The sequence below is a fragment of the Pusillimonas sp. MFBS29 genome (genome assembly GCF_020687695.1).
GTDB lineage: Bacteria > Pseudomonadota > Gammaproteobacteria > Burkholderiales > Burkholderiaceae_B > Pusillimonas_C.
Genome location: NZ_JAJEWL010000001.1, coordinates 145,676 through 167,657, shown reverse-complemented (window position 1 = coordinate 167,657; position 21,982 = coordinate 145,676). Strand labels below are relative to the sequence as shown.

22 protein-coding genes and 1 tRNA gene are annotated in these 21,982 nt (G+C 54.9%); 15 read left to right on the top strand and 8 right to left on the bottom strand.

Annotated elements, in window-relative coordinates:
* Positions 1 to 26: 26 nt before the first annotated feature.
* Positions 27 to 233, bottom strand: a complete 207-nt coding sequence (locus tag LKR43_RS00805; protein ID WP_227681945.1) for a hypothetical protein — start codon at positions 231 to 233, stop codon at positions 27 to 29.
* Between the two features lie 208 nt (positions 234 to 441).
* Here LKR43_RS00805 and LKR43_RS00800 point away from each other — a divergent pair, with 208 nt between their 5' ends.
* The 6 genes from LKR43_RS00800 to LKR43_RS00775 all read left to right on the top strand — a co-directional run bounded on the left by LKR43_RS00800 (position 442) and on the right by LKR43_RS00775 (position 5,205).
* Positions 442 to 1,545 (top strand): hypothetical protein, encoded by a 1,104-nt coding sequence (locus LKR43_RS00800; protein WP_227681944.1) that lies wholly within the window; start codon positions 442 to 444, stop codon positions 1,543 to 1,545.
* Between the two features lie 333 nt (positions 1,546 to 1,878).
* Positions 1,879 to 3,255, top strand: coding sequence for an AAA family ATPase (locus LKR43_RS00795; RefSeq protein ID WP_227681943.1), 1,377 nt, complete (start codon positions 1,879 to 1,881; stop codon positions 3,253 to 3,255).
* A complete protein-coding gene (locus LKR43_RS00790) occupies positions 3,256 to 4,170 on the top strand; it encodes a DUF4435 domain-containing protein (RefSeq protein WP_227681942.1) in 915 nt (304 codons plus the stop codon).
* 237 nt (positions 4,171 to 4,407) lie between these two features.
* Positions 4,408 to 4,746 carry a type II toxin-antitoxin system RelE/ParE family toxin gene (locus LKR43_RS00785; protein ID WP_227681941.1) on the top strand — a complete coding sequence of 113 codons (339 nt, stop codon included), beginning with the start codon at positions 4,408 to 4,410 and terminating at the stop codon, positions 4,744 to 4,746.
* Positions 4,743 to 5,024, top strand: coding sequence for a helix-turn-helix domain-containing protein (locus LKR43_RS00780; protein ID WP_227681940.1), 282 nt, complete (start codon positions 4,743 to 4,745; stop codon positions 5,022 to 5,024). The genes LKR43_RS00785 and LKR43_RS00780 overlap by 4 nt, the downstream gene beginning before the upstream one ends.
* 85 nt (positions 5,025 to 5,109) lie before the next feature.
* A tRNA-Asp gene (locus LKR43_RS00775) sits at positions 5,110 to 5,205 on the top strand.
* 141 nt (positions 5,206 to 5,346) lie between these two features.
* Here the strand turns inward: LKR43_RS00775 and LKR43_RS00770 are convergent.
* A complete protein-coding gene (locus LKR43_RS00770; protein ID WP_227681939.1) occupies positions 5,347 to 6,222 on the bottom strand; it encodes a LysR family transcriptional regulator in 876 nt (291 codons plus the stop codon).
* A 108-nt stretch (positions 6,223 to 6,330) separates the two neighbouring features.
* On the opposite strand from LKR43_RS00770, the gene LKR43_RS00765 reads away from it, so the two are divergent.
* Genes LKR43_RS00765 through LKR43_RS00735 form a run of 7 tightly spaced genes read left to right on the top strand, consistent with a single transcriptional unit; the run spans position 6,331 to position 14,099 of the window.
* Complete coding sequence (locus tag LKR43_RS00765; RefSeq protein ID WP_227681938.1) at positions 6,331 to 7,827, top strand: FAD-binding oxidoreductase; 1,497 nt, start codon at positions 6,331 to 6,333, stop codon at positions 7,825 to 7,827.
* A gap of 49 nt (positions 7,828 to 7,876) precedes the next feature.
* The gene (locus LKR43_RS00760) at positions 7,877 to 8,644 is read left to right on the top strand and encodes an SDR family NAD(P)-dependent oxidoreductase (protein ID WP_227681937.1); all 768 of its coding nucleotides are present in this window, start codon (positions 7,877 to 7,879) and stop codon (positions 8,642 to 8,644) included.
* A 22-nt stretch (positions 8,645 to 8,666) separates the two neighbouring features.
* Positions 8,667 to 10,181 carry a xylulokinase gene (gene xylB, locus LKR43_RS00755; RefSeq protein WP_227681936.1) on the top strand — a complete coding sequence of 505 codons (1,515 nt, stop codon included), beginning with the start codon at positions 8,667 to 8,669 and terminating at the stop codon, positions 10,179 to 10,181.
* A 5-nt stretch (positions 10,182 to 10,186) separates the two neighbouring features.
* A complete protein-coding gene (locus LKR43_RS00750) occupies positions 10,187 to 11,272 on the top strand; it encodes a glycerol dehydrogenase (protein ID WP_227681935.1) in 1,086 nt (361 codons plus the stop codon).
* A 48-nt stretch (positions 11,273 to 11,320) separates the two neighbouring features.
* Positions 11,321 to 12,310 carry a TRAP transporter substrate-binding protein gene (locus LKR43_RS00745; protein WP_227681934.1) on the top strand — a complete coding sequence of 330 codons (990 nt, stop codon included), beginning with the start codon at positions 11,321 to 11,323 and terminating at the stop codon, positions 12,308 to 12,310.
* A gap of 23 nt (positions 12,311 to 12,333) precedes the next feature.
* The gene (locus LKR43_RS00740; RefSeq protein ID WP_227681933.1) at positions 12,334 to 12,801 is read left to right on the top strand and encodes a TRAP transporter small permease; all 468 of its coding nucleotides are present in this window, start codon (positions 12,334 to 12,336) and stop codon (positions 12,799 to 12,801) included.
* Positions 12,802 to 12,812: 11 nt separating this feature from the next.
* The gene (locus LKR43_RS00735) at positions 12,813 to 14,099 is read left to right on the top strand and encodes a TRAP transporter large permease (protein ID WP_227681932.1); all 1,287 of its coding nucleotides are present in this window, start codon (positions 12,813 to 12,815) and stop codon (positions 14,097 to 14,099) included.
* A 48-nt stretch (positions 14,100 to 14,147) separates the two neighbouring features.
* Here the strand turns inward: LKR43_RS00735 and LKR43_RS00730 are convergent, their stop codons facing one another.
* The 5 genes from LKR43_RS00730 to LKR43_RS00710 form a co-directional block, all read right to left on the bottom strand.
* Positions 14,148 to 14,924, bottom strand: coding sequence for an IclR family transcriptional regulator (locus LKR43_RS00730; protein ID WP_227681931.1), 777 nt, complete (start codon positions 14,922 to 14,924; stop codon positions 14,148 to 14,150).
* 79 nt (positions 14,925 to 15,003) lie between these two features.
* Entirely contained in the window at positions 15,004 to 15,978 is a 975-nt protein-coding gene (locus tag LKR43_RS00725; RefSeq protein ID WP_227681930.1) for a tripartite tricarboxylate transporter substrate binding protein, read from the bottom strand.
* Positions 15,979 to 16,016: 38 nt separating this feature from the next.
* Positions 16,017 to 16,808, bottom strand: a complete 792-nt coding sequence (locus tag LKR43_RS00720; RefSeq protein ID WP_227681929.1) for an enoyl-CoA hydratase/isomerase family protein — start codon at positions 16,806 to 16,808, stop codon at positions 16,017 to 16,019.
* Positions 16,808 to 17,902, bottom strand: a complete 1,095-nt coding sequence (locus tag LKR43_RS00715) for an acyl-CoA dehydrogenase family protein (RefSeq protein ID WP_227681928.1) — start codon at positions 17,900 to 17,902, stop codon at positions 16,808 to 16,810. The genes LKR43_RS00720 and LKR43_RS00715 overlap by 1 nt, the downstream gene beginning before the upstream one ends.
* Entirely contained in the window at positions 17,899 to 19,056 is a 1,158-nt protein-coding gene (locus tag LKR43_RS00710) for an acyl-CoA dehydrogenase family protein (protein WP_227681927.1), read from the bottom strand. Before LKR43_RS00710 ends, LKR43_RS00715 begins: the two co-directional genes overlap by 4 nt.
* Before the next feature lie 184 nt (positions 19,057 to 19,240).
* Here LKR43_RS00710 and LKR43_RS00705 point away from each other — a divergent pair, with 184 nt between their 5' ends.
* Positions 19,241 to 20,437, top strand: a complete 1,197-nt coding sequence (locus tag LKR43_RS00705; RefSeq protein WP_227681926.1) for a CaiB/BaiF CoA-transferase family protein — start codon at positions 19,241 to 19,243, stop codon at positions 20,435 to 20,437.
* Here LKR43_RS00705 and LKR43_RS00700 read toward each other — a convergent pair.
* The gene (locus LKR43_RS00700) at positions 20,415 to 20,807 is read right to left on the bottom strand and encodes a RidA family protein (protein WP_227681925.1); all 393 of its coding nucleotides are present in this window, start codon (positions 20,805 to 20,807) and stop codon (positions 20,415 to 20,417) included. The genes LKR43_RS00705 and LKR43_RS00700 overlap by 23 nt on opposite strands.
* A gap of 142 nt (positions 20,808 to 20,949) precedes the next feature.
* Here LKR43_RS00700 and LKR43_RS00695 point away from each other — a divergent pair, with 142 nt between their 5' ends.
* A complete protein-coding gene (locus LKR43_RS00695; protein ID WP_227681924.1) occupies positions 20,950 to 21,891 on the top strand; it encodes a LysR family transcriptional regulator in 942 nt (313 codons plus the stop codon).
* Positions 21,892 to 21,982: the final 91 nt, after the last annotated feature.

Here is a 21,982-nt window from a genome sequence, read left to right as displayed (position 1 = left end):
TAATTCAGTAAAATCAAGCACTTACATCATGTAAGTGCTTTTTTTTCGTCTGCTTTTTTATTCCAAAGTCGGAGTCTTTGTTCCAAAATTTGGATTACCCGATTTTCTGTCTGGCTGGAAAGCCGCGCCAGGCCTGGCTTTCCAAGTAGGCCCGCCTGTACGAATACCGGCACAGGCTGGCGGTATTCGTGTCCCGCTTCCCTGCTGATATGCGCCCCCAGATGGGTGCGCATTACACTCCGCTCATCATGCAATGCACAATGCGCATTGCGCAATACGTATTTCGCGGAGCATGACGAGCGACGCTCCGACGCCCCCCCGCACATACCTGCGAAACTTGGCTGTTTTTCGCAAACTCGTTCCAACAGAGCGCCCCCTAGCGGCGACTCGGCCCCGCAAGCCCTGGATCAAATAGCACACCACAACGCAGGGAGACATCTCATGCATTGCCAGCACCCAGTCGGAACTTTACCTTCCCGCGTCTACGAGAGACACGGGGTAAGAGTCTATTCCATCGGCTACAAGCGCCCCGATGGCACATGGGCCTTTCGCCTGCGTTGTGATGTTTCCGACCAAGAGGAAATCGCCGCCCTTCGAGAGGAAGCAGCATATCGAGCCACAGGAGATCAGCAAGACTGCCTCCACAGTAAAACATTCACTACCGTTGCCAAGCATTGGCTCAGCTGGCAAAAGACCTTACCACGGGACTCAGCAGAAAAACGAGCCGATAGCACGTTGGAAGAAAACGAAAGGGAGATAGCTCAACTCAATCGGGCCTTCGGCAGAAGACGGGTCACAGCGCTTACCAAAGTTGATGCTTATACCTACCTGCGCGACTCCCAAAGCAAGGGACGCTCCGCGAAAGGCAACAAAGAGATCGCATTGGCTAGACTCATCCTTGAGTATGCAATCACGCTTGGCATTCTTGCCGGCAATCCATTCGACCGTGTGAAGAAGTCAAAAACCAAACGCACTGCACGTTTGGTGACAGACAATGAGATGGATCTGACGGTCAGGGCGGGCCGACAGATGGGAGGACAGTACCTGGTGGTTGCCTTGGCATTGAAGACGGCTTGGCTGTGCCTACGCCGGTCTGTTGAGGTCCGAGCGCTGCAGGTGCAGCAAATCAACGAGCAAGGCATCTCCTGGAAGGCGGGAAAGATCAGACGCAGCGATGTACCCATTGTAGGCCTGATACATTGGAGCGCCGAGCTCAAGGCCACCATCGGTGAGGCCCTTTCCTTGCGAGGTCCAGAACCATCGCAGGAGTGCTTCGTGTTTGGAACCAGCACCGGGGAGCGGTACACGAAAGGCGGCTGGAAAACAATGCTGCACAAGCTCATGGTGAAAGCAAAGGCGCTTGCAGATGAAGAGAATGTGCCCTTCCAGCGCTTTTCTCTTCAAGATTGCCGCCCTAAGGGCATCACAGACAAGCTGGCCTCGGGCCATGACGATGTGATGGATGCAACGCTGCACTCTTCGGAACGGATGATCCGGGAGGTATATGACCGTCGGCGGGTGCGGGAGGCGACGCCTGCTAGATAGCGAGCGCCTGCGCCAGAGTTGCCGAGAACGTCTGCTTACGGCCAGAAGCGGCCAGTCGCAACCCGATTCTGATAGCGGTCATTCCTGCGAAGCGATATGCTCTACGTTCATGCCACGTGGGGCGCACAACAACTATGCCGTTGGCTACTGCTTTTCCGGCCTTATTATTTTGTATAACGATTCGTTTGCCGTTCAGAGAGTGACCATCTGCGTTTAAGGTTTGTCGCTATCAACCCACATCCGTTTAGCCCGAGGGCCATAACCACGAGGTGACAAAGCTTGCCAGTTCAGATATGTTCGCAGCAGAGCTGAATGACAACAAGGGTATTCCAAATGTCAGAACCCATCATTAAGAGATTCCAAATAACCGGCCTCCATGGATACAAGGACGTCGAGATCGCATTCACCGGGCCAGCACGGGTTATCATCGCTGAGAACGGTGCTGGTAAGACAACGATTCTTGCTGCACTGTATGCGTTTTTGAAGAGGGATTTCTATCGGCTGGCGAAGATCCGATTCGACAAGATAGAGTGCGACATCTCAGGTCATGCTTCACCACTACAAGTAGCCAAGACGGACCTGCTGGGTTTTGAAATGGCGGGATCGACTGACGCTGAGCTCGATAAGTTGAGCCGATTTACCGTGAGCTCTCCTGCAGCTATTCGGGAGGCCATCCTCCAACTCGACCCCGAAGACATTTCGTCTTTCGGCGACGTACGCCTGTTAAACGAGATCTACTACTCATCTCCATACGATGCAGACGATTTCACGGAAATACTCTCGACTATTCGAGAATCGGCAGCTGAGATGCCCACGGCGCTCTCGGAAACGACTGCAACACTCAATTCACTAATCAGCAAGTTTCAACTGTTGTACCTTCCGACGTATCGACGTGTAGAGCTTTCCGCTCCAAAGGCCCAACGGCGAACCACCCCGGGAAGGCGACAGCGTGAGCCTGAGAATACAGATCGTATTAGATACGGTCTACGCGATGTCCAAGATCGACTTGCTGAAATCCTAGCCGACATCCAGAGATATTCGAACAGCCAGTATCGAACAATCAGTGCCGCGATCATTGACGATGCACTCGGGGGCAAGATCAACCCGAATAGCCATCAGTTTGAAACTCTCCCCGACATCGATGCACTTCGCCTGTTTTTCTCCAGAGTAGAGTCGGACCAATCGAAAACCAATCGGCTCGAATCACTCAAACACCTCTATGAAACAGGTGAAATCCATCAACCTGATCAGTTGATACTGAGATACTTTCTCTCCAAGCTCAAGGCCGTAGTGGACCGTACCAAGCAGCTCGAAACCAATGTGGAGAAGTTTGTTGAACAGGTGAATGTCTACTTGAGCCTGTCCAGCGATGAGAAGACGCTGACGTACGATTCGAACCTCATGAAAGTGGTAGTCAGGAACGTCTTCAACGGCGATGAAATTGACCTCGAGGCGCTGTCGTCCGGTGAAAAACAGGTAATCTCGTTGTTTTCGCATCTGTACTTGGAGTCTGGACAGAAAATCGTGCTGATAGATGAGCCCGAGCTTTCTCTGTCTCTTGACTGGCAGAAGCGGCTACTCCCTGACGTTATCACTTCGCCCGGTTGCGCCCAGCTTCTCGCGATTACTCACTCTCCCTTTATATTTGACAACGACTTGGACAAGTATGCAGGACCTATGCAGATTCGTAGGCAGGGAGGTAAGCCGTAAATGACCGCCCAGTTATTGGAGAGGGCACGTGAGGCGCGTAAGTCTCCTACCGTATTGAAGCTGAGGCTGAGCCAGCTACGCTCGCGGTTTCAGGAGCCCCCGATTCTGATTGTGGAGGGTGTCGACGATATTGGTCCCTACGAAACTTGGGTCAACCGAGTCGCTGATATTTGCATGATAAGAATGCTCTCGGGCAACGGCAAGGAGCAATTACTGGGCCTTCGAACGTTGCTAGCCAGAGACGAAACCGAACTTCGTCCCGGCGTATTCTTTGCGGTGGATCGGGACTTCGACGAACTGTTGGGGCAGGAGTCGGGACCAGATATCTTCTGCACGGATCGCTACTCCGTTGAGAGCTATCTTGTTGATGAGCATGTTGTCGCAAGTGTGTTGCGGGATGAGTTTCGACTTGAGGAAGGCTCTGCTGAATTCGATGCAGCAAAGCAAGCGTACCATCGTACTTTACGTGATTTGGTAGTTGCACTCACCAGCGCTAATTTTCGAATCTATTGTTGTAGGCGCTTGGGAGTGCGTTTGCCCTCCGTCACGCCAGAAGTACGTAGGTTTGCTCGCATTCATGTAGGGCGAATCGAGGCAAACGTTGGTCCAGAAGTCCTTGACAAGGAACTTGCGGTCGAATCTCAGTTGCCGGAGGAAGCAGTTGAAACCTTACGAAGTGATTTCGAGCAACTCGATCCGCAATCGCGCCACCGGGGGAAGTTCCTATTCCAGTTTCTTGTCACTTGGGTGGAAAGGCTTGCCGATGAGGCCCGGAATCCTTCTGGCGAAGTTTTCACGACTCGTTTGAATATAAAGTTTTCTTCCACTGTCATTACCCACCGCTCGCTCGCCTCTCGCTCGGATTTGCCAATGGGTTTCCGAGAGTTTGTGACAAGGATGGTTGCATCTACATAGATGCAGATCCGATAAGCAGTGGTCAAGGTGGGAGAACTCTCTAGCAGATGGTTCGACTCGGTCACGCAGCGGCATCGCGCTGCGTGTCGGTCAACTCTAACAGCTGAGCGACTGCTTGCCTCAAAGGTGAACGGCTGCAATGGGTCGATAACTGCCGGTCAGCGTCGTTTATCCATATGCTGATAAAACAGCAACATTGGGCTTGTCAAAACATACAAAATATTATATAAATTGCGCATGTCACCATCCAAGCCTGTCGAGTTCCTCGGAACCTCACTTGATGATCTTCGCGCCTTCCCGCCCTCTGCCAAGCGCGAAGCGGGTTACCAGATCGATCAGGTGCAAAACGGTTGGGACCCGGACGACTGGAAGCCTATGAAAGCAGTGGGCCAAGGCGTCAGAGAAATCCGCGTTCGCGATAGTGACGGCGCTTTCAGGGTCATCTACATCGCCAAGTTCGCCGATGCCGTCTATGTGATTCACTGCTTTCAGAAAAAGACGGAGAAAACCAGTAAAGCGGATATAGACCTGGCCTCGAAACGTTATCGGGACCTATTGCAGGAGCTAAGCAAATGAGCAAGCAACGATTTACCAGCGTCTGGGATGCCATTGAGGACACCACGGAAGAAGCTGAAAACATGAAACTTCGTTCAGTCCTCATGACAGCGCTGAAGCAGCACATTATTCACGTCAAGATGAGCCAGGCCGAAGCCGCCAAGCTGTTTGGCGTAACTCAGCCCCGCGTCTCTGACCTGATGCGTGGAAAAATCAATGTTTTTGGTCTTGATGCACTGGTGAATATGACCGCTGCCGCTGGACTGCACATTGAGATGCGTGTACTTGAACCTGCCTAGTGTTGGGCCCTAGAGTTTCGAGCCAAAGACTTTGGAATAAAAGTTCGCAAAACCGCATGAAATCGACCTGTTTTTAACGTTTTTGGGAATATGATTTGGCTGGAAACCCGCATGAACATTGACTTCGATAACCGGCCTGTCACGCCGGGGGTTGCGGGTTCGAGTCCCGTCCGCTCCGCCAAAGAGTTCAAAAGCATCTACTTCATGTAGGTGCTTTTTTTTCGTCTGAGCCCTTATCAGCAAGCCGACTGATTTGAATATCAGGGCGATCTACCAAAGACGGGCATACAAAGTACACAATCTCCAAGGCGCGCGCCTTGGCTCATATACGCCTCAGCTCCTCAAGCACATGCTTCACTGCGATTTCCAGCGGGCCGCTGCGGTGTGCAATCCCCATGGGACGCCATAACGGCGGATCCAGTTGAAGAGTCTTGATCCGTTTGTCGATTTGAGGATATAGCGTTTCATACGACAGCAGGGTTGCACCGTAGCCCGCACCCACTAGGCTTTTTGCCGAGTCGTTGTAATTGACCCTGATATTGGCCTGGGGCCGCAAGCCAGCCGCGGCAAACCATTCATTTGTAATTCTGGCCAGCTGAGTGCTGTCGTCATTCAGAATAAGTGGCTTGGTTGCCAGCCAGCTGGCTGTCGCCTTTTCCGGATGATCCCAATGCGCGGGGATGAGTGCTACGACCGGATCTTTCCTCCAGGGACGCACTAGCACCTCTGCCATTTGGCCCTGCGGCAAAGCCACCGCAGCGATGTCCAGCATGCCCTTGGCCAGCTTGTCCATGGCTGCAGTCGAATTAAGCACAGCCAGCTCTACCTCAATGCCTGGGTGTTTCTGTGACAGCCGCTCAAGCGCTGCCGGCAACAGATAAGCAATAACAGGCGTGGCGGCGCTGACGCGTACACGTCCGGTTTTGCCTTCGGCATATAGCTGAATATCGTCGAGCATCGCATCAGTCTGATTCAAGAGCCGCTGGGCTCGTTCAATCAGAGCCGCCCCTACTCCGGTCGGCTCCGCTTTCTTGCGCTTGCGCAGCAATAGCTGTGCCCCAAGTCGCTCTTCGAGCTCGTTGATATGAAGACTGACCGTTGGAGGAGCCAGATGCAACACCCGCGCAGCCGCAACAAAGGACCCATGTTCAACGATGGCCACCAATGTTCTGAGATGATCAAGATTGAGCTCACGCATGTTCAGAATTTATGAATTAAATGGTCAGTATATTCAACTTTTATTCGATTCGAACCATCCATACAATGGAACGAGTCTAAAGACCAGACGGAATTCAAGGAGAAAAGAGTGGTTAGCCAGGTTCATGATGCGTATCGTCGTAGTCAGACATTTTCCCCAGAAACCCTTGCCTCCATCACGTCGGAACTCGTTCGCATTGTGGGCGCAGATCGAGTCTGGAGTGGCCAACAGGCACAACAACGCTATCCAGGCGATAAGAGTTGGCTCACTATCGTCCATGCACACCATGGGCGTCCCCTGAATCAACCCGAACTGGCTGCAGCACCTACAACTGTGGAACAGGTTGCCAAGATCATGCAGTTCGCGTCCAGCACCAAGCTGGCCGTGACCCCATTGGGTGGAGGGTCTGGTGTGCAGGGCGCTGCCAACGCAAATCTGGGTGGGCTCCTGCTGGATCTCACCGGCCTGAACCGCATCCGGGAAGTCGATGAACAGTCCCTCACCTGTACAGTTGAATGCGGAATGAACGTCATGGCATTCGACGCAGAACTTGGCAAGTGCGGATTAACCTTCACGCACGATCCTGCCTCTGCTGAGTGGGCCTCCATCGGGGGGGCCATTGCAGCGCGTGGATCGGGAGTACTATCCACACGCTACGGCAACATTCAGGATCACGTATTATCCGTGGAAGTCGTGCTGCCCGATGGCCAGGTGGTTCAGCTGCCTGCAGTCCCTCGCCATGGGGTGGGTCCTGAACTAAGTCAGCTTTTCGTGGGTAGTGAGGGTGTGCTGGGGATCGTTACTGCGGCACGTGTGAAGGTACAGCGTCAGCCTAAAGCACGTCGTTTCAGTGCGATTCAGTTCCCCTCGCTCGCTGCCGGAATTGCTGCGGGACAAGAGATCATGACCACAGGCCTTCGTCCGGCCGTGATCCGTCTATACGACGCCAAGGCTACGGCCCTGAGCCTGTCAAAAATCGTGAGATCCAGCCTTGAAGGCGTCGCGATGGTAGTGATGGTCGAGGGTCAACACGCAGCACTCGTCGACCTCGAAAGCAGCACTTGCGAACAGATTTGCATTTCACACGGCGGAAAATTGCTGGATGCGCAAATGGGGCAATTATGGTGGGACAACCGCTACGATATGTCGCGCCCACCTCATTCGCCGGAACTGCCACAGATCTGGATGACCATGGACGCCGTATCCGACTTCCGCTCCATTCAAGGGCTATACGACGGAGTGACCCAGGCCCTCGCAAAATCGATCGATCCCAAATGGGGCCTGACATTAAAAACGCACCTGTCACACTGGTATGAATGGGGGGCGATGATCTACGCGAGGGTTGGCGTCCCTCGCGGCCCCGACAACCTCGATGAAGCCGTTGCCCTGCATGATCAGATCGTGGCAGCCGCAGTACGCGCCACGCTGGCTGCCGGCGGTGTCATCAACGACCACCACGGCGTAGGCATGCGCCTGGCACCACACATGGCAGCACAGTTTGGATCAGCAGGCATGAGCTTGCTGCAAGGTGTGAAATCAGGACTGGATCCAGCAGGCATTCTATGCCCCGGAAAGCTGGGCCTGAACTCAAGCATATCGATTTAATGTGTTTTGAGTTCCAGAATCCGGAGACGAACATTATGGGTGCGAAACAATGGATCTAGGACTTGCAGGACGCGTAGCAATCATAACCGGTGCAGGGCGAGGCATTGGGCTGGCACATGCCCGCGCCCTCGGTCTTGAAGGGGTCTCGATCGTTATCAACGATCAGGACAGCACAGCGGCAATGCATGCCGTCGAAGTTCTGTCGGCGCAAGGTATCAACGCCACAAGCCAGACTGGCGACGCGACGGACCCCGAAGTGGTCAACCAGACAGTGTCTTTCACTCTTGAGAAACACGGCCGTCTGGACATTCTGATCAACAATGCAGGCATCGGCGTCAAGCCCGCAAGCGAGGTGGAACACATGCCACTGAGCGACTGGCAACGGATGCTGCATATCCACCTGGACAGCACCTTTGTGTGGTCACGTGCCGCTGTCGATCCTATGCGCAAGAATGGCTACGGACGAATCATCAATACTTCCTCCATGAATTTCACAGGTGGCGGTCGTCCGGGTGTTGCCCACTATTCAGCGGCCAAGGCCGGTATCGTTGGCCTGACACAAACGATGGCCAAGGAAGTCGCCAAGTTCGGCCTCACGGTCAACGCAATTGCGCCAGGTTATGTAGCAACCGAGCTAATATCGCAATTCTCTGCCGACATGATGGATCGCTTGAAAAAACAGAATCCTGCAGGTCGTTTATGTCTGCCCGAAGAGGTTGCCGCACTTACAACATTCCTCGCTTCAACACACGCCGGCTTTATTAACGGCGAACTGATTTGTATGGACGGTGGGCGCCGCGATTATTACTGGGGATAGTTTTCAACCGATACAGGTAACCATGACTCAACAATACTTTGTCGGCATTGACGTTGGTGCCGGTAGCCTTACAGCAATGATTATCGATCTGGCCGGAACCGTTGCGGGGTCGGCCAGCGAGGAATTGGTAACGCACAATCCGCACCCGGGATGGAGTGAGCAGGACCCGCAAGACTGGTGGCGAGCCTTGTGCAAAACCATAAGACAAGCGCTGGCGGAGTCAGGCATCCGCCCCGAACATATTGCTGCGGTATCCCTTAGCGCGGGTGCCCACACACCGGTTCTGGTCGATGCCGGCGGGCAAGTCGTAAGGCCGGCAATCTTATGGAGCGATACGCGTAGCCGTGTCGAGGCTGCCGAACTGAAGGACAACCACGGCACCGAGATATTCGATATAGCCTGTAATGTTCCTGCCGCCACATGGACGCAACCACAATTACTTTGGCTGGCACGCCATGAACCCGAATCGCTCACCAGGACCAAACGCTTGTATGTCGCCAAGGATTGGTTACGTGCCCAATTGACCGGCACATGGGAGACTGATCACACGGAAGCGGCCGGCACGATGTTGTACGACGCTCGCCGCAAGGAGTGGTCGGGTCGTCTCTGCGAAATGATCGGCCTCGATCCATCGGTTTTGCCCCCTATTGTTGACGTGACCGACGTGATTGGCGGCGTGACGGCTGACGCGGCTCGGGAAACCGGCCTGCCTGTTGCAACCCCGGTAGTGTGTGGAAGTTCCGACACTTCCATAGAGACATACGGCGCCGGAGCAGTCGCTGTGGGTACAGGAGCGGTAAAGCTCGCAACCGCAGCAACAATCACCATGGTCAGCCCCGAACCAGGACAAAGCACATCGGTTATCAATTATCCATTTTGCGTGCCCGATCACTGGTATCTGATAGGCGCAACTAACTCATGCGCCTCGGCACATCGCTGGCTGCGCGATACATTTTTTGCCGAAAACGGGGTCGCCGGCGCACAGGCCTTTGCATCCATGGATAAAGCGGCCGGCAGCGTAGCGCCTGGGGCGAAAGGATTACTGTTCCATCCCTATCTGCAAGGTGAACGAACACCATACTGGGACCCTTTGTTGCGCGGTGATTTTCTGGGTATCACCTTTGCTCACGACCGTCGCCATTTTGTACGTGCGCTGTATGAAGGTGTTGCCTTTTCGTTGTACGACGTACTTCTGGCACTTGAAGAACAAGGCAAGGGCATGGCAGAGGCACGTATTATCGGCGGCGGCTCCCGCAGCGCCATCTGGCGCCAGATTGTGGCTGACGTGCTCGGCATTACCGTTGTCATGCCACGGATTACAGATGCTTCATTCGGCACAGCTCTGGTCGCCGCCGTTGGTGCAGGAGCTTTCCCCGATCTGCCTACAGCCGCCGAGCACACAGTTTCCATCGCCGCACGCCACGAGCCCAATGCGCAGCAGCACCAGCATTACCGCGAACTACATGCGATTTACCGTGACGCGGCCAAGGCGCTATTTGATGTCAATCATCGCTTATCCGCCCTGAATAAGGAGTAGTCGCCATGCTGAGAACCTTCGGCGCCCCACACCGCTATGTCCAGGGACCAGGAGCAATTGTCCAGCTCGGTGAGCTCGCTGCTTCGCTGGGCGCCCGACAACCCTTGATTATCATCGACGAGTCTATTCAAGACCTCTTGCTACCCCAAGTCATGCAAGGCCTTGGGAAACTGGCCGATACCGCACACTGCGTGGACTTCTCGGGTGAATGCACTCGAGCCGAAGTTGAGCGTCTGGCTCGGATGGCGGCCCAGTGCGGAGCAGACCTCATCGTGGGGGTCGGCGGCGGCAAAACGATAGACAGCGCAAAAGGTGTGCGGATTCAGTGCAAGCTGCCCCTATTCATTGTGCCCAGCATTGCTTCGAATGACTCCCCCACCAGCCGTCTGGTCGTGCTGTATACGCCGGACCATGCCGTGGATGAAGTCCTGCGCATGCCGACCAATCCGGATCTGGTTCTCGTGGATACCGACATTCTGGTCAAGGCTCCGGAACGCTTCTACATCTCCGGCGTTGGCGACGCACTCAGCAAGAAGTTCGAAGCGGCTCAATGCATCGCCAGCGGGAAAGATAATTTTTATGATGGCCAGGCAACGCTCCTGGCACAATCCGTCTCAGGGTTGTGCTACGACACAGTGCGCGAACATGCCGAACGGGGCCTGGAGGCCGTCAGGCGTAGGCAGGTCAATGATGATTTCGAGCGCACTGTTGAAGCAACTATCCTGCTGTCCGGTCTGGCGTTCGAGAACGCAGGCTTATCCATTGCGCACTCCTTGACACGTGGCTTGTCAGCGATTCCCGGACCCGCTTCCGCACTGCATGGCGAACAAGTCGCGTTTGGTTTGCTGGTGCAACTATTGCTGGAAGGCAGATCTTCGTCTTTTATGAACGATCTGCTGTCTTTTTATGGCCGTATCGGATTACCAAAGACCCTGACAGATCTTGGCTTGCAAGGTGATCCCGCCGCGGCTGCTCAATTGATCGCGAAAATCACTTGGGAACGCGCCCCTTATATCAAAGCTTTTACATACCCACTGGATCAGGAGCGCCTGGCAGCTGCAGTCCTGGATGCTCATCAGTCAAATTATTAATACCGAGAAACCAAGTTCGCGATCACAACCAACCAAAGGAGATGAACCATGAAAAAATTACTGACCATATGTGCTGCATCACTTGCGTTCTCTTTTGGACCAACAGTGCTGCAGGCAGAAACAACAGTACGCGTAGGCAGCATTCAGTCCGAAGAGTTCTACATGAACCCTTACATACATAAGTTTGAGGAGATAGTCCGCGAAAAAACCAATAACGCATACAAGTTCAAGGTTTACTACAACAGTACCTTGGGCAGCGAAACCGAGATGTTCGAACAAATGCAGGCCGGGATGCTTGACATGATGTTTGGCTACTCCGCGATTTTGCCCAACTACGTCAAGGAAACCGAGATCATTGGCCTGCCTGGGTTGCTCTCGAACTTTGACGAGGTACACAAGGTCATGAATGGCCCCATCGGTGAAGATCTCGCCCAGAAAGTCCTGGACAAGACCGGCGTACGTATCCTCTGGTTTGTCGACCAGGCGCATCGCAACGTCTTTCTTAATGACAAGGACGTAAAGTCTGTTGCGGATCTCAAGGGCATCAAGCTGCGCTCACCGAACTCCCCCTTGTACCTCAAGGTCCTGACAACCATGGGCTTCAATGCTGCACCTATGGGCTTCAACGAAATCTACACCGCAGTTCAAACAGGCGTGGTTGACGGCCACGAACAGGAAGATCCGGGCATGCTGGCCATGAAGTTCTACGAAGTAGAAAACACAGCTGTAGTAACCCGCCACATGTACCAATCTGCCGTCTGGGAAGCGAGCGAGAAATTCTTCCAGAAGCTACCCGAAAAAGATCGCCAGATCTTTCTGGATGCGGCACGCGAGGCCGGGATCTGGTTCAGGCCCATGACCGGCCTGGATGCCGAACTCGCCGCTCGCAAGATTCTTCAGGAAAAACACGGCGTGAAAGTTGTCGAACTGGATCAAAAGGAACTGAACGCCCTATTTGGCCCTATGGTTGATGACTACGCGAAAGAACGCGGAATTTATGACTATGTCGTCAAGGTTCGTCAGACACTGAATAAATAATCTCACCATAGTGGAGTTTCCTCATGCAAAAGCGCTTGTATCCGCTGATCAGCGAGGTGGTCGTCATTATTTGTTTTGTGGCGATTGTGCTGGCTACCTTTCTTGGAGTGGTCAGCCGTTACGTACTCGAATATTCGCTGCCTTGGGCGGATGAAGTTGCCCGCTACGCATTGGTCTGGCTGGTCTATATCGGCATGGTCAGCTCTCTGGTGCGCGGCCAGCACGTTTGTGTAGAACAGCTCTTGAGCAAATATCAGGGGAAACTCCGCGTATGGATGTTGAATTTGATTGACTTGTCCGGGATGGTGCTATTTGGAGGCCTGCTTTACGGGGGCGTACTCCTGATGGAGATGGCACAGACTCAGATTACACCAGGCCTGGGCATATCCAAGTCCTGGGTATACGCGGCCATACCGATCGGTGCGGTACTCATGCTGATCGAATATATCTCGCGCATCAAGCGCAGATTGTCCGGTCAAGACCAGGCCTGAAGGGGATCGACATGGAAGCAGTCATCATGCTGTTGTTGCTATTCGTTTTTCTGACGATAGGCATACCAATTGCATTTTCAATCGGGCTGTCGGTACTCACCATGCTGATGTTAAGCGACGTACCCCTTCTGATCTTTGCACAACGAGCAGCCAATGCCGCAGATAGTTTTTCGCTTCTGGCGATCCCGCTATTCGTACTCGCGGGCGAGTTGATGAACCATGGTGGCCTGACTAAACGTCTGATTGGTTTTGCGCAGTCGCTCATTGGCCATTTGCGCGGAGGATTGGGTCAGACCGGCGTGTTTTCGAGTCTGATCTTTGCGAACGTGTCCGGTTCTGCCGTCGCGGACACAACCGCAATCGGGTCTGTTCTCATACCGGCAATGGTAGATAAGGGCTATAAGCGGACTTTTGTGGCTTCACTGCAAGCAAGCGCCGGCTGCCTCGCCCCTATCGTGCCACCCAGTATTTTGTTGATTCTGTATGGCTCTATCGTCAATGTCTCGATAGGCGCTCTATTCCTGGGTGCACTCATACCAGGCTACCTTATCGCCCTGGGATTGATGGTTGCTGTTCACGTGCTGACATCTCCCAAATACCAGCCTGGGATCGTGCGCGAACGTTTTGCAGGCCGGGCAGCCATCAAGGCAGCAACCATACAGGCGTTACCTGCTCTGGCAATGCCTTTGATCATCATCGGCGGTATTGCCGGAGGCATCTTTACCGCCACCGAAGCCGGTTCAATAGCTGTCGTCTATGCATTTTTCATTGGACGCTTCTATTATCGCGGTTTCAGAATCCGCGACTTGCCACAAATCATCATTGCCTCAGCCGGTGTCACCGTGATGGTCATGGCTATCATTGCGTTTGCAGCCATATTCGGGTGGCTGCTTGCCTGGCAGAATGTGCCGGAAGCACTCGGAGAATGGATCAAATCATTCGCCACCACTCCCTATATGTATCTGTCCATTGTCATCGTCTTTGTTCTGGTACTGGGAACCGTGATGGAGGTGTTGGCTATTGCGACCATCTTCGGTCCGCTGCTGCATACGCTGGCCGTAGGATATGGCTTCGACCCGATATTTTTTGGAGTGATACTGGCCATCCTGATGCAGATCGGAGGCGCCACACCGCCCGTGGGAATCCTGTTGAATGTCACCTGCGGTCTGGCTGGAGTGACTCCTGGACGCTGTATCGGCTATATGGCAATATTTGTAGGTGTCTATCTTTTCGTAGCGCTCATGGCGATAGCCTTTCCATCACTCGTTACATTTCTGCCTCACGCGATGCTGGGTTGAGTGACGGGGCGCACGGATTGAACATGTGCGCGCCTGTCCCGAACACTACTACAACGCCCCCTGACCGAGATACTGATTCAGGTATATGCCCGACAGTTGTCGAACGATAGAAACGACTTTTTCCCGCTTGCGCCTGAGCCTGAAGACGGGCCCGGCAACCGCCACAGCGCAATCCCCGTGCGTCAGCCTCAAGGGCAGGCCGATGGCGCATATGCCTTCCGTGAGCCCCTCAGTGTATGCGTAGCCCTGTTTGCGAAGCTGGCCAACTTCGTGAATCAGTGCCGCAGCATCAACATAGCTTTTTTCCAGAGAGGACGCTGCATTGGCCGAGGCTGCAAATGCCGTGAGTGCTTCGTCGTCGTGATGCATCAGAAGCGCTTTGCCTATGGCGCTCCGGGTCATGGGACGAAGCAGGCCGGGCTTGAGGTAATAACGCAAAAGCTTCTGGGATTGCACTGTATGCAGATACTGGGCATGCAAGCCATTTTGCGCGCCAAGGATAACTGTTTCGCCCGTGTCTTTCTGGATCTGGTCCATCAGCGCAATCACCGCACCGTTCTGGAACAAATCGCCCATAACCCAGGTACCCAGCATCGGAACCCGTATGGTCAGGCTATAGGTTTTCTGCTCCGGATTCAGTACGACATAGCCCTTGGCGCACAGGCTTTTCATCAACGCCAGCACACTGGACATCGGATAGCCGAGTTCAGACGATATCTGCGTCAGATTCAGCGGCTGCTGGCGCAGTGCAAACAGCTCCAGTATGGCCAGTACGCGATCTGCCGACTTGACCACACCAGTGGATGATGGTTCGAAAGAGGTCATTTAAACAAGGAGCTGACGTGGGCGAAGGGTGAGCACCGTACATCGTACAAGTAGCCCGGTACGGCGCATACCCCTCGCATCATAATGCCAGTTCAGTGCTTTGTACGACACGCGTCCAGGTCTGGCCATCCTGCTCGACACGCTTTCGTGTATCGGCACTGGTTTTCCAGGCGACCTGGTCACCCAGGTCCTCAACCTTGGCGACAAAACTTTCGTCATCGACTACGCTCTTCAGTGCAGACTCAAGTTTGGCACGTATATCATCCGGCAACCCCTTGGGAGCAACAACGGCTGTCCAGACCACGGCACTTGCAGAAAACTCTTTCAGCGCCGGGTCAACTTCAGAGGCCAGGGGAAGGTCGGGCAGCGATTTCAGGCGATTCTCACCGGTCACAAACAGCGGGCGCAACTTCTTGTCATTGATGAGCGTCAGCGTGAAGGACGGCGCAAACATACCGAGCGCAACACGTTTGGAAATGATATCGGGCACGGTTTCCGAATTCCCCTTGTACCGGACCGGCAGCATCTGGACATTCAGCGAGTCGGTCAGCAAGCCACCGGCCACCGCACTCACGTTGCCAACCACAGCGTAAGAAACACTGCCCGGATCCTTGCGGGTATCTTCCAGAAAGCCGGAGAACTGCTCACGCTTGTCTTCCATGCTCGACACAAAGACGTAGGGATACGTCGTTACCCCGCCGATATACGAGAACTGCTCCAGCGGCTTGACGGGGAAATCCTTGTGGATGGCCGGGGCGACACTCAGCAAACCATTGGTCGTGAACATCACGGTATAGCCATCGGCGGGGCTTTTGATCAACTCACGAGCGGCAATCAGATTGTCGGCACCCGGCTTGTTCAGAACGATAATGGTCTGGTCAAGCTGCTTGCCCATGTACTCCGCCACAATCCTGGCCATGTTGTCGGTTGGCCCGCCGGCCGAGAACGGCACGATCATCCTGATCGGACGATCCGGATAGCTGTCTGCCGATGCAGTGCCGGCAAATGCCAGCGTGGCCGCCGCCGTGACGGCCAGATATTTGAAGAACTTCATTACGCTGTATCTCCTTGAAGTTTGGGCGGTGTCTATTCTTACCTGCCCTTGAAGACCGGATCTCTCTTCTCTTTGAATGCGCTCAGCGCCTCTTGGTGATCTTCGGTTGAAAAAAGTACTGCCATGTGGGATGACACCTGCTCGAGATGCGTGGGCAAGCTCATTGCCATCCCTTGATAAACGCTCTTTTTCATCATCTGGATAGCGAGTGGTGGACCATTGGCGATGCGTCTGGCCATGGCATAGGTCTCTTCCATCAGACGATCATCAGGAACCACCTTATTCACCAGACCTATGCGTTCCGCCTCCTGTGCCTCTACCCAACGGCCCGTCCACAGCAGTTCCAGCGCTTTGGGTATGCCTATGATGCGAGGCAGATACCAGGCACCGCCATCGCCGGCCATAATGCCGATACGTACATAGGTCTCGGCCATACGTGCACTCTCTGCCGCGATACGTATATCGCCCATCAGCGCCATATCAAGGCCCGCGCCGGCGGCAACGCCATTGACTGCAACAATCAGTGGCTTGCCAAGGGATTCCAGAATCAGGGGTATCTGATGAACACGATCCGCCAGCGAGGCCTTGCGCATGATGGGTGTCTCGACCTGCTTGCGCTCACCCATACCCCCCACATCGCCACCGGAGCAGAAGGCTCGCCCTGCTCCGGTCAGCACGACGACACGTACGTCCTCGTTGCGCTGGCATTCCCGCAAAGCGTCGGCCCAGGCATGCAGCATCCCGGTCGTGAAAGCATTGAGCTTCTCGGGGCGATTGAGTGTAATGGTCGCGATGTGGTCGTTGATTTCAAAACGAAGCTGGTCGGTCATCATGCTGCTCCCTGGTTCAGCGCCTCGGCCGGATCAGTAATAAAAGGCCATATCGAACCTTCTTCCATGCCTGACAAGGTTGCGCCCAGCCACTGCGCCCAGTAGTCATCCGAGCCGAACTCATCACGCCAAGACATCAGGCGGCGTGTCGTCAAATGAAGGTTGTGTTCGTGTGTGAAACCCATGGCGCCGTGAACCTGGTGGGCAACCCGGTAGACAACGGTGGCCGCTTCACTGCAACGGATTTTTGCCATCGCGATTTCCAGTCGCGCAGGGCCGACACGGCTCGCATGGGCCGCCGCATCAGCCGCAGCGGTAGCACTGGCGGTCTGGGCTGCCTGCTCGGCAATCTGGTGCTGTATGGCTTGAAACTTGGCAATCGGACGACCGAACTGTTCGCGTTCACGTGCGTACTCTATCGTCATCTCGAGCGCACGCTGCATGGCTCCGGTCAGCTGCATGCAGCGGAACAGTGCGCCCTCGCAAATGATTTGATCAAGCAGTTCGTCTGTTTCCAGAACGCGCAGATGCGCTCCATCTATCCTTACATTCTCGTAATGCAAGGTGTCCCGTGGCTCACCCGCCAGGTTTACGCCTGGCTGCACACGAGTTGCCGCCGGCAACAAGGCGAGGAACAGCTTGCCTTCCTTGCTGCCGGTCGCAAGTATCCAGGGGCAATGTCGTCCCCATGCCACCCGCCCAGCCTTGCCATCCACTATGTATCCGTCACCGTCCTGCTGTGCAGTCAGCGTGCTGGTGCTGCACAAAGTACTCATGCCGATGGGCATGTCCTCGTCCACCGGGATGCCTGCAGTCCTGAGCGCCCGATGCGCCATGAATGTTTCCACCAGGGGTAGCGGCAGATTGAACCGCCCAGCTTGCCTGGCAAGCAGTCCCAGCGATTTCAGGCCAAGGTTGCCATCAATGTCATCCGTGTCCATGACCGCGGCCGAGGTCAAACCCATGGCCTGCATATCCTGCCAGGGCTCCTGTAGCCATACACCGCGCTCGACTTCGTCGAGCACATCACGGGTACAAAGATCGGTGAAGAACCGGATGGCGCTGTCATTCAGCATTTGATCGATTTCGTTCATTTCAACCCCAGGCTTTTGGCTATGATTCCGCGAAGAATTTCTTTGGTTCCACCCCTTAATGTGTAGCCGGGCGCGTACAGCGTGCAGTAGCGCAAGGCTTCATTGAACTGGGCGAAATCTTCATCGGTTTCACGCAACTCTTCGGGAAATATCTTTCTGGCCACCTCGGGGATATCCTGCTCGAACGTGGTGCCCAGATCCTTGACCAACGCGGCCTCGGTATTGGGCACTTCGCCGTTCTCAAGCATCCCGGCCACCGATGTGGACATTTGATGCAGCGTCCATAAGCGGGCGGTAAGCCTTGCCACCTCTGCCTGACGTGTCGCGGAAGGATGTCGACGGACCAGCGAACGCATGGCATCCAGAACGTGAAAGGTACTCGTCCAGCGATCCGGGCCACTGCGCTCGTAGACCAGTTCATTGGTCACCTGCTTCCAGCCGTTTTCGATGGTGCCGATCACCATGTCGTCGGGAATGAACGCCTCTTCGAAAATGACTTCATTGAAATCATGTTCCCCCGCCAGGTTGATGATGGGCCTTATGGTGATGCCTGGCAGGGTCAGGTCCACCAGAAACTGGCTTACCCCCTCACGCCTGGACTCGCCGCGTGGCCCGGTCCGCACAAACAGAATCATCATGTCGACGCGATGGGCATTGCTGGTCCATATCTTGGTGCCTGTTACTTTCCAGCCTCCCTCAACCTTCTCGGCTTTCGTACGAATGGAAGCCAGGTCGGAACCCGAATCGGGCTCGCTCATGCCTATGCAAAAAAAACACTCTCCGCGGGCGATGCGCGGCAGGAAGGCCTGCTTCTGTGCCTCGGTACCAAACTTGAGCAGCAAAGGACCACTCTGGCGGTCAGCGACCCAGTGCGCCCTGATCGGCGCCCCGGCAGCGAGCAGCTCTTCCGTCACCACGAAACGTTCGATTGCGCTGCGCTCATGCCCGCCATAGACGCTTGGCCAGGTCATGCCTATCCATTTTTTCTGGCCAAGCGCACGGCTGAAGGCTGCATTGGGCTCCGCCCATCCGTACGGACTGGGCACCATGGCGCCGCACGCCATCTGGTCTTTTATGAAACCTCTTACTTCCTGGCGCAAAGCCCTCAGGTTTGCCGGCTCGTCGGCCATCGAGAATCTAATGAGTTCGCTCATCTGCTGCTCCGTGTATTTGACAGCGATGATAGGAATACATCAGGAAATAGGAAATCCAATATTCACATACATGAATAAATTATTTAAAACATTCGTATTTATGAATCATAATAGGGCTGTAAAGACCCGTAGAATGCTCAGGCGCAAACCCGTCCACCCTTCCTGGAATTGAATTACACACATCATGACTACCGAGCCCAACCGCCAACAGAAATCTGGCAATCCACATCCTGGCCCTCTCTCGGGAGTTCGTGTCGTCGACCTTACATCCGTTGTACTGGGCCCTCTGGCCACACAGCTGCTTGCCGACTTCGGCGCAGACGTGATCAAGGTCGAAGGCCCGGCCGGAGACATTATCCGCTCCAACGGTGTCTCACGTAAAAAGGGCATGGGTTCGATATATCTGTCGCTCAACCGGAACAAACGATCCATGGTGCTGGATCTGAAACAGGAAGAAGACAAAGAGGCTCTGGCGGCGTTGATCAAATCCGCCGACGTGGTCGTTCACAACATGCGCATCAAGGCCATCGAAAGACTGAGCTTCGGATACGATGCCGTCAAAGCCTTGAACCCGTCCATCGTCTATTGCGCAGCGACAGGATTCGGCCAGGACGGCCCCTTCAAGGACAAACCTGCATTCGACGACATTATCCAGGCCTCTTGCGGATTCGTCGGCGTCAGCTCGTTGGGCAAGGAAATACCGGAATACTCGCCCAACCTGATTGCCGACAAGACAGTCGGGCTCTATGTGTCCAATGCCATTCTTGCCGCCCTGTTCCACCGCCAGCAATCCGGTCAAGGTCAGTACATCGAAGTACCCATGCTCGAAACCATGACTTCATTTGTGCTGTCCGAGCACATGGCTGGGCTGGCCTTTCCAGACTCGAACGAGCCTGCAGGCTACAAGCGTATCGTCAATGGCGGCCGCCGCCCCTATCGCACCCGCGACGGCTGGGTCGGAGTTCTGCCGTATACGGAAAAACACTGGAATGCTTTCTTCAATGCGGTGGGCAAAGGTGAACTCATCAAGCAATTCGACATTGCCGACAGACATAAACGAAACGCCAGAATTCAAGAAATCTACGCGATGATCGCCGAAATAACACCCTTGAAAACAACCGATGAATGGATCGCCATTTGCAGCGAGCTCGACATTCCGGTTACCCGCCTGTACGCGCTGGAAGAACTGCCCGAACATCCTCACCTGAAAGCCGTCGATTTCTTCCAGGAGGGCGAACACCCGACCGTTGGCCACATCCGGCAATTCCGACCGAGTGTCCGGTTCAGCGAGACACCGGTCAGCATCTACAAGCACGCGCCTGAGCTGGGTGAGCACACTCAGGAAATACTGGATGAAATCAGGCCGGGATCCGGGCAATGACCTTGACCTCGAAGTCGAAACCGGCAAGCCAGGTCACGCCCAGCGCCGTCCAGTTCGGATAAGGCGCCTTCGGAAAGATTTCACTTTTCACGCTCATGATCGTAGCGAACTGATTCTCGGGATCGGTGTGAAAGGTCGTCACATCGACGATATCATCCAGCCCGCAACCACCCGCTTGCAGTGTCGCCCTGAGATTGGCAAATGCCAGGCGGACCTGCGCCTCGAAGTCCGGCTCCGGCGACCCGTTGCTGCGGCTGCCGACCTGGCCTGAGACAAACAGCAGATCACCCGATCTGATGGCTGCCGAATAACCGTGCAGGTTGTAAAGTTCACTTCGATCAGCCGGGAAAATGGCGTCGCGTACCGTCATGGGAGTTTCTCCTTGGATATTGGCCAGAATCGGCCTGAGTTGTCGTGCCTGAAACTTTAACGTCCCGCATCCAGGCGATAAACTGGCAATCGCACCCAGCACTATTTGCAAAACCCAAACAATCAAACAGACGGGAGTCACCATGGATCGTTTCGACGCAATGCAGGCATTTGCCCGCGTGGTGGAAACCGGAAGCTTCACCAAAGCCGCCGAAACGCTGCACATGAGCAGAACCAGCGTGACACAGCTGATACAGCAGCTGGAGGCGCGCTTGCAGGTCAAGCTGCTCAACCGCACCACCCGCAAGGTGAAAGTCACGGCGGACGGCGCTGCCTATTACGAAAGAGTCCTGCGGCTGCTGGCGGACATGGACGACGCCGAAACCAGCCTTTCCAGTGCTTCGGCAATTACGCGCGGCACATTGCGCGTGGACGTGCCCAGCCCATTCGCCAGCTTGATTCTTGTACCGGCCCTGCATGCATTTCAGGAAAAATATCCGGGCATCCAGCTGCACTTGGGGGTTAGCGATCGGGTGGTCGATCTTATAGACGAGAATGTGGATTGCGTAATACGTGGCGGCAATGTCGCTAACCTGTCTCTGGTGGCGCGCCATGTCGGCGATCTGCAGATGGGTGTATACGCGGCGCCTTCCTATCTGGCGGCTGCCGGCATGCCTTCTCGCCCTCAGGATCTTGAAGACGCCCATCATCGCATCGTGGGTTTCGTATGGACCCGCAACCGCCGTGTTCTGCCGTGCGTCCTTTCGCGCAATGCAGAGAGCGTGACATTGCAGGGCCGCTACTCCCTTGCCGTCGACGACGGCAATGCCTACCTTGCCGCGGGCCTGGCAGGGCTTGGCATAGTGTGGATGCCCACCTATATGGCCGGCACACCTGTCGAACGCGGCGAACTGATCCCGCTATTCCGGGACTGGCAGCTGGCGCCCATGCCCATGTACCTTGCATTCCCACCGAATCGGCATGTAAGCACGAAGCTACGCGTGTTCATCGACTGGGTTATTGAGTTGATGGCGCGCCATGCGCCCGTCACTGACGCTCAACGCCGGCCGTCTGGCCGTTCCTGAACCGTCGGGCCAAATATACGCGACAATGGCATCACGCCTTCGCGGCAGCACGCCGGGCGCCACTTTACATCCTTCTTTTCGGGAGTCATAT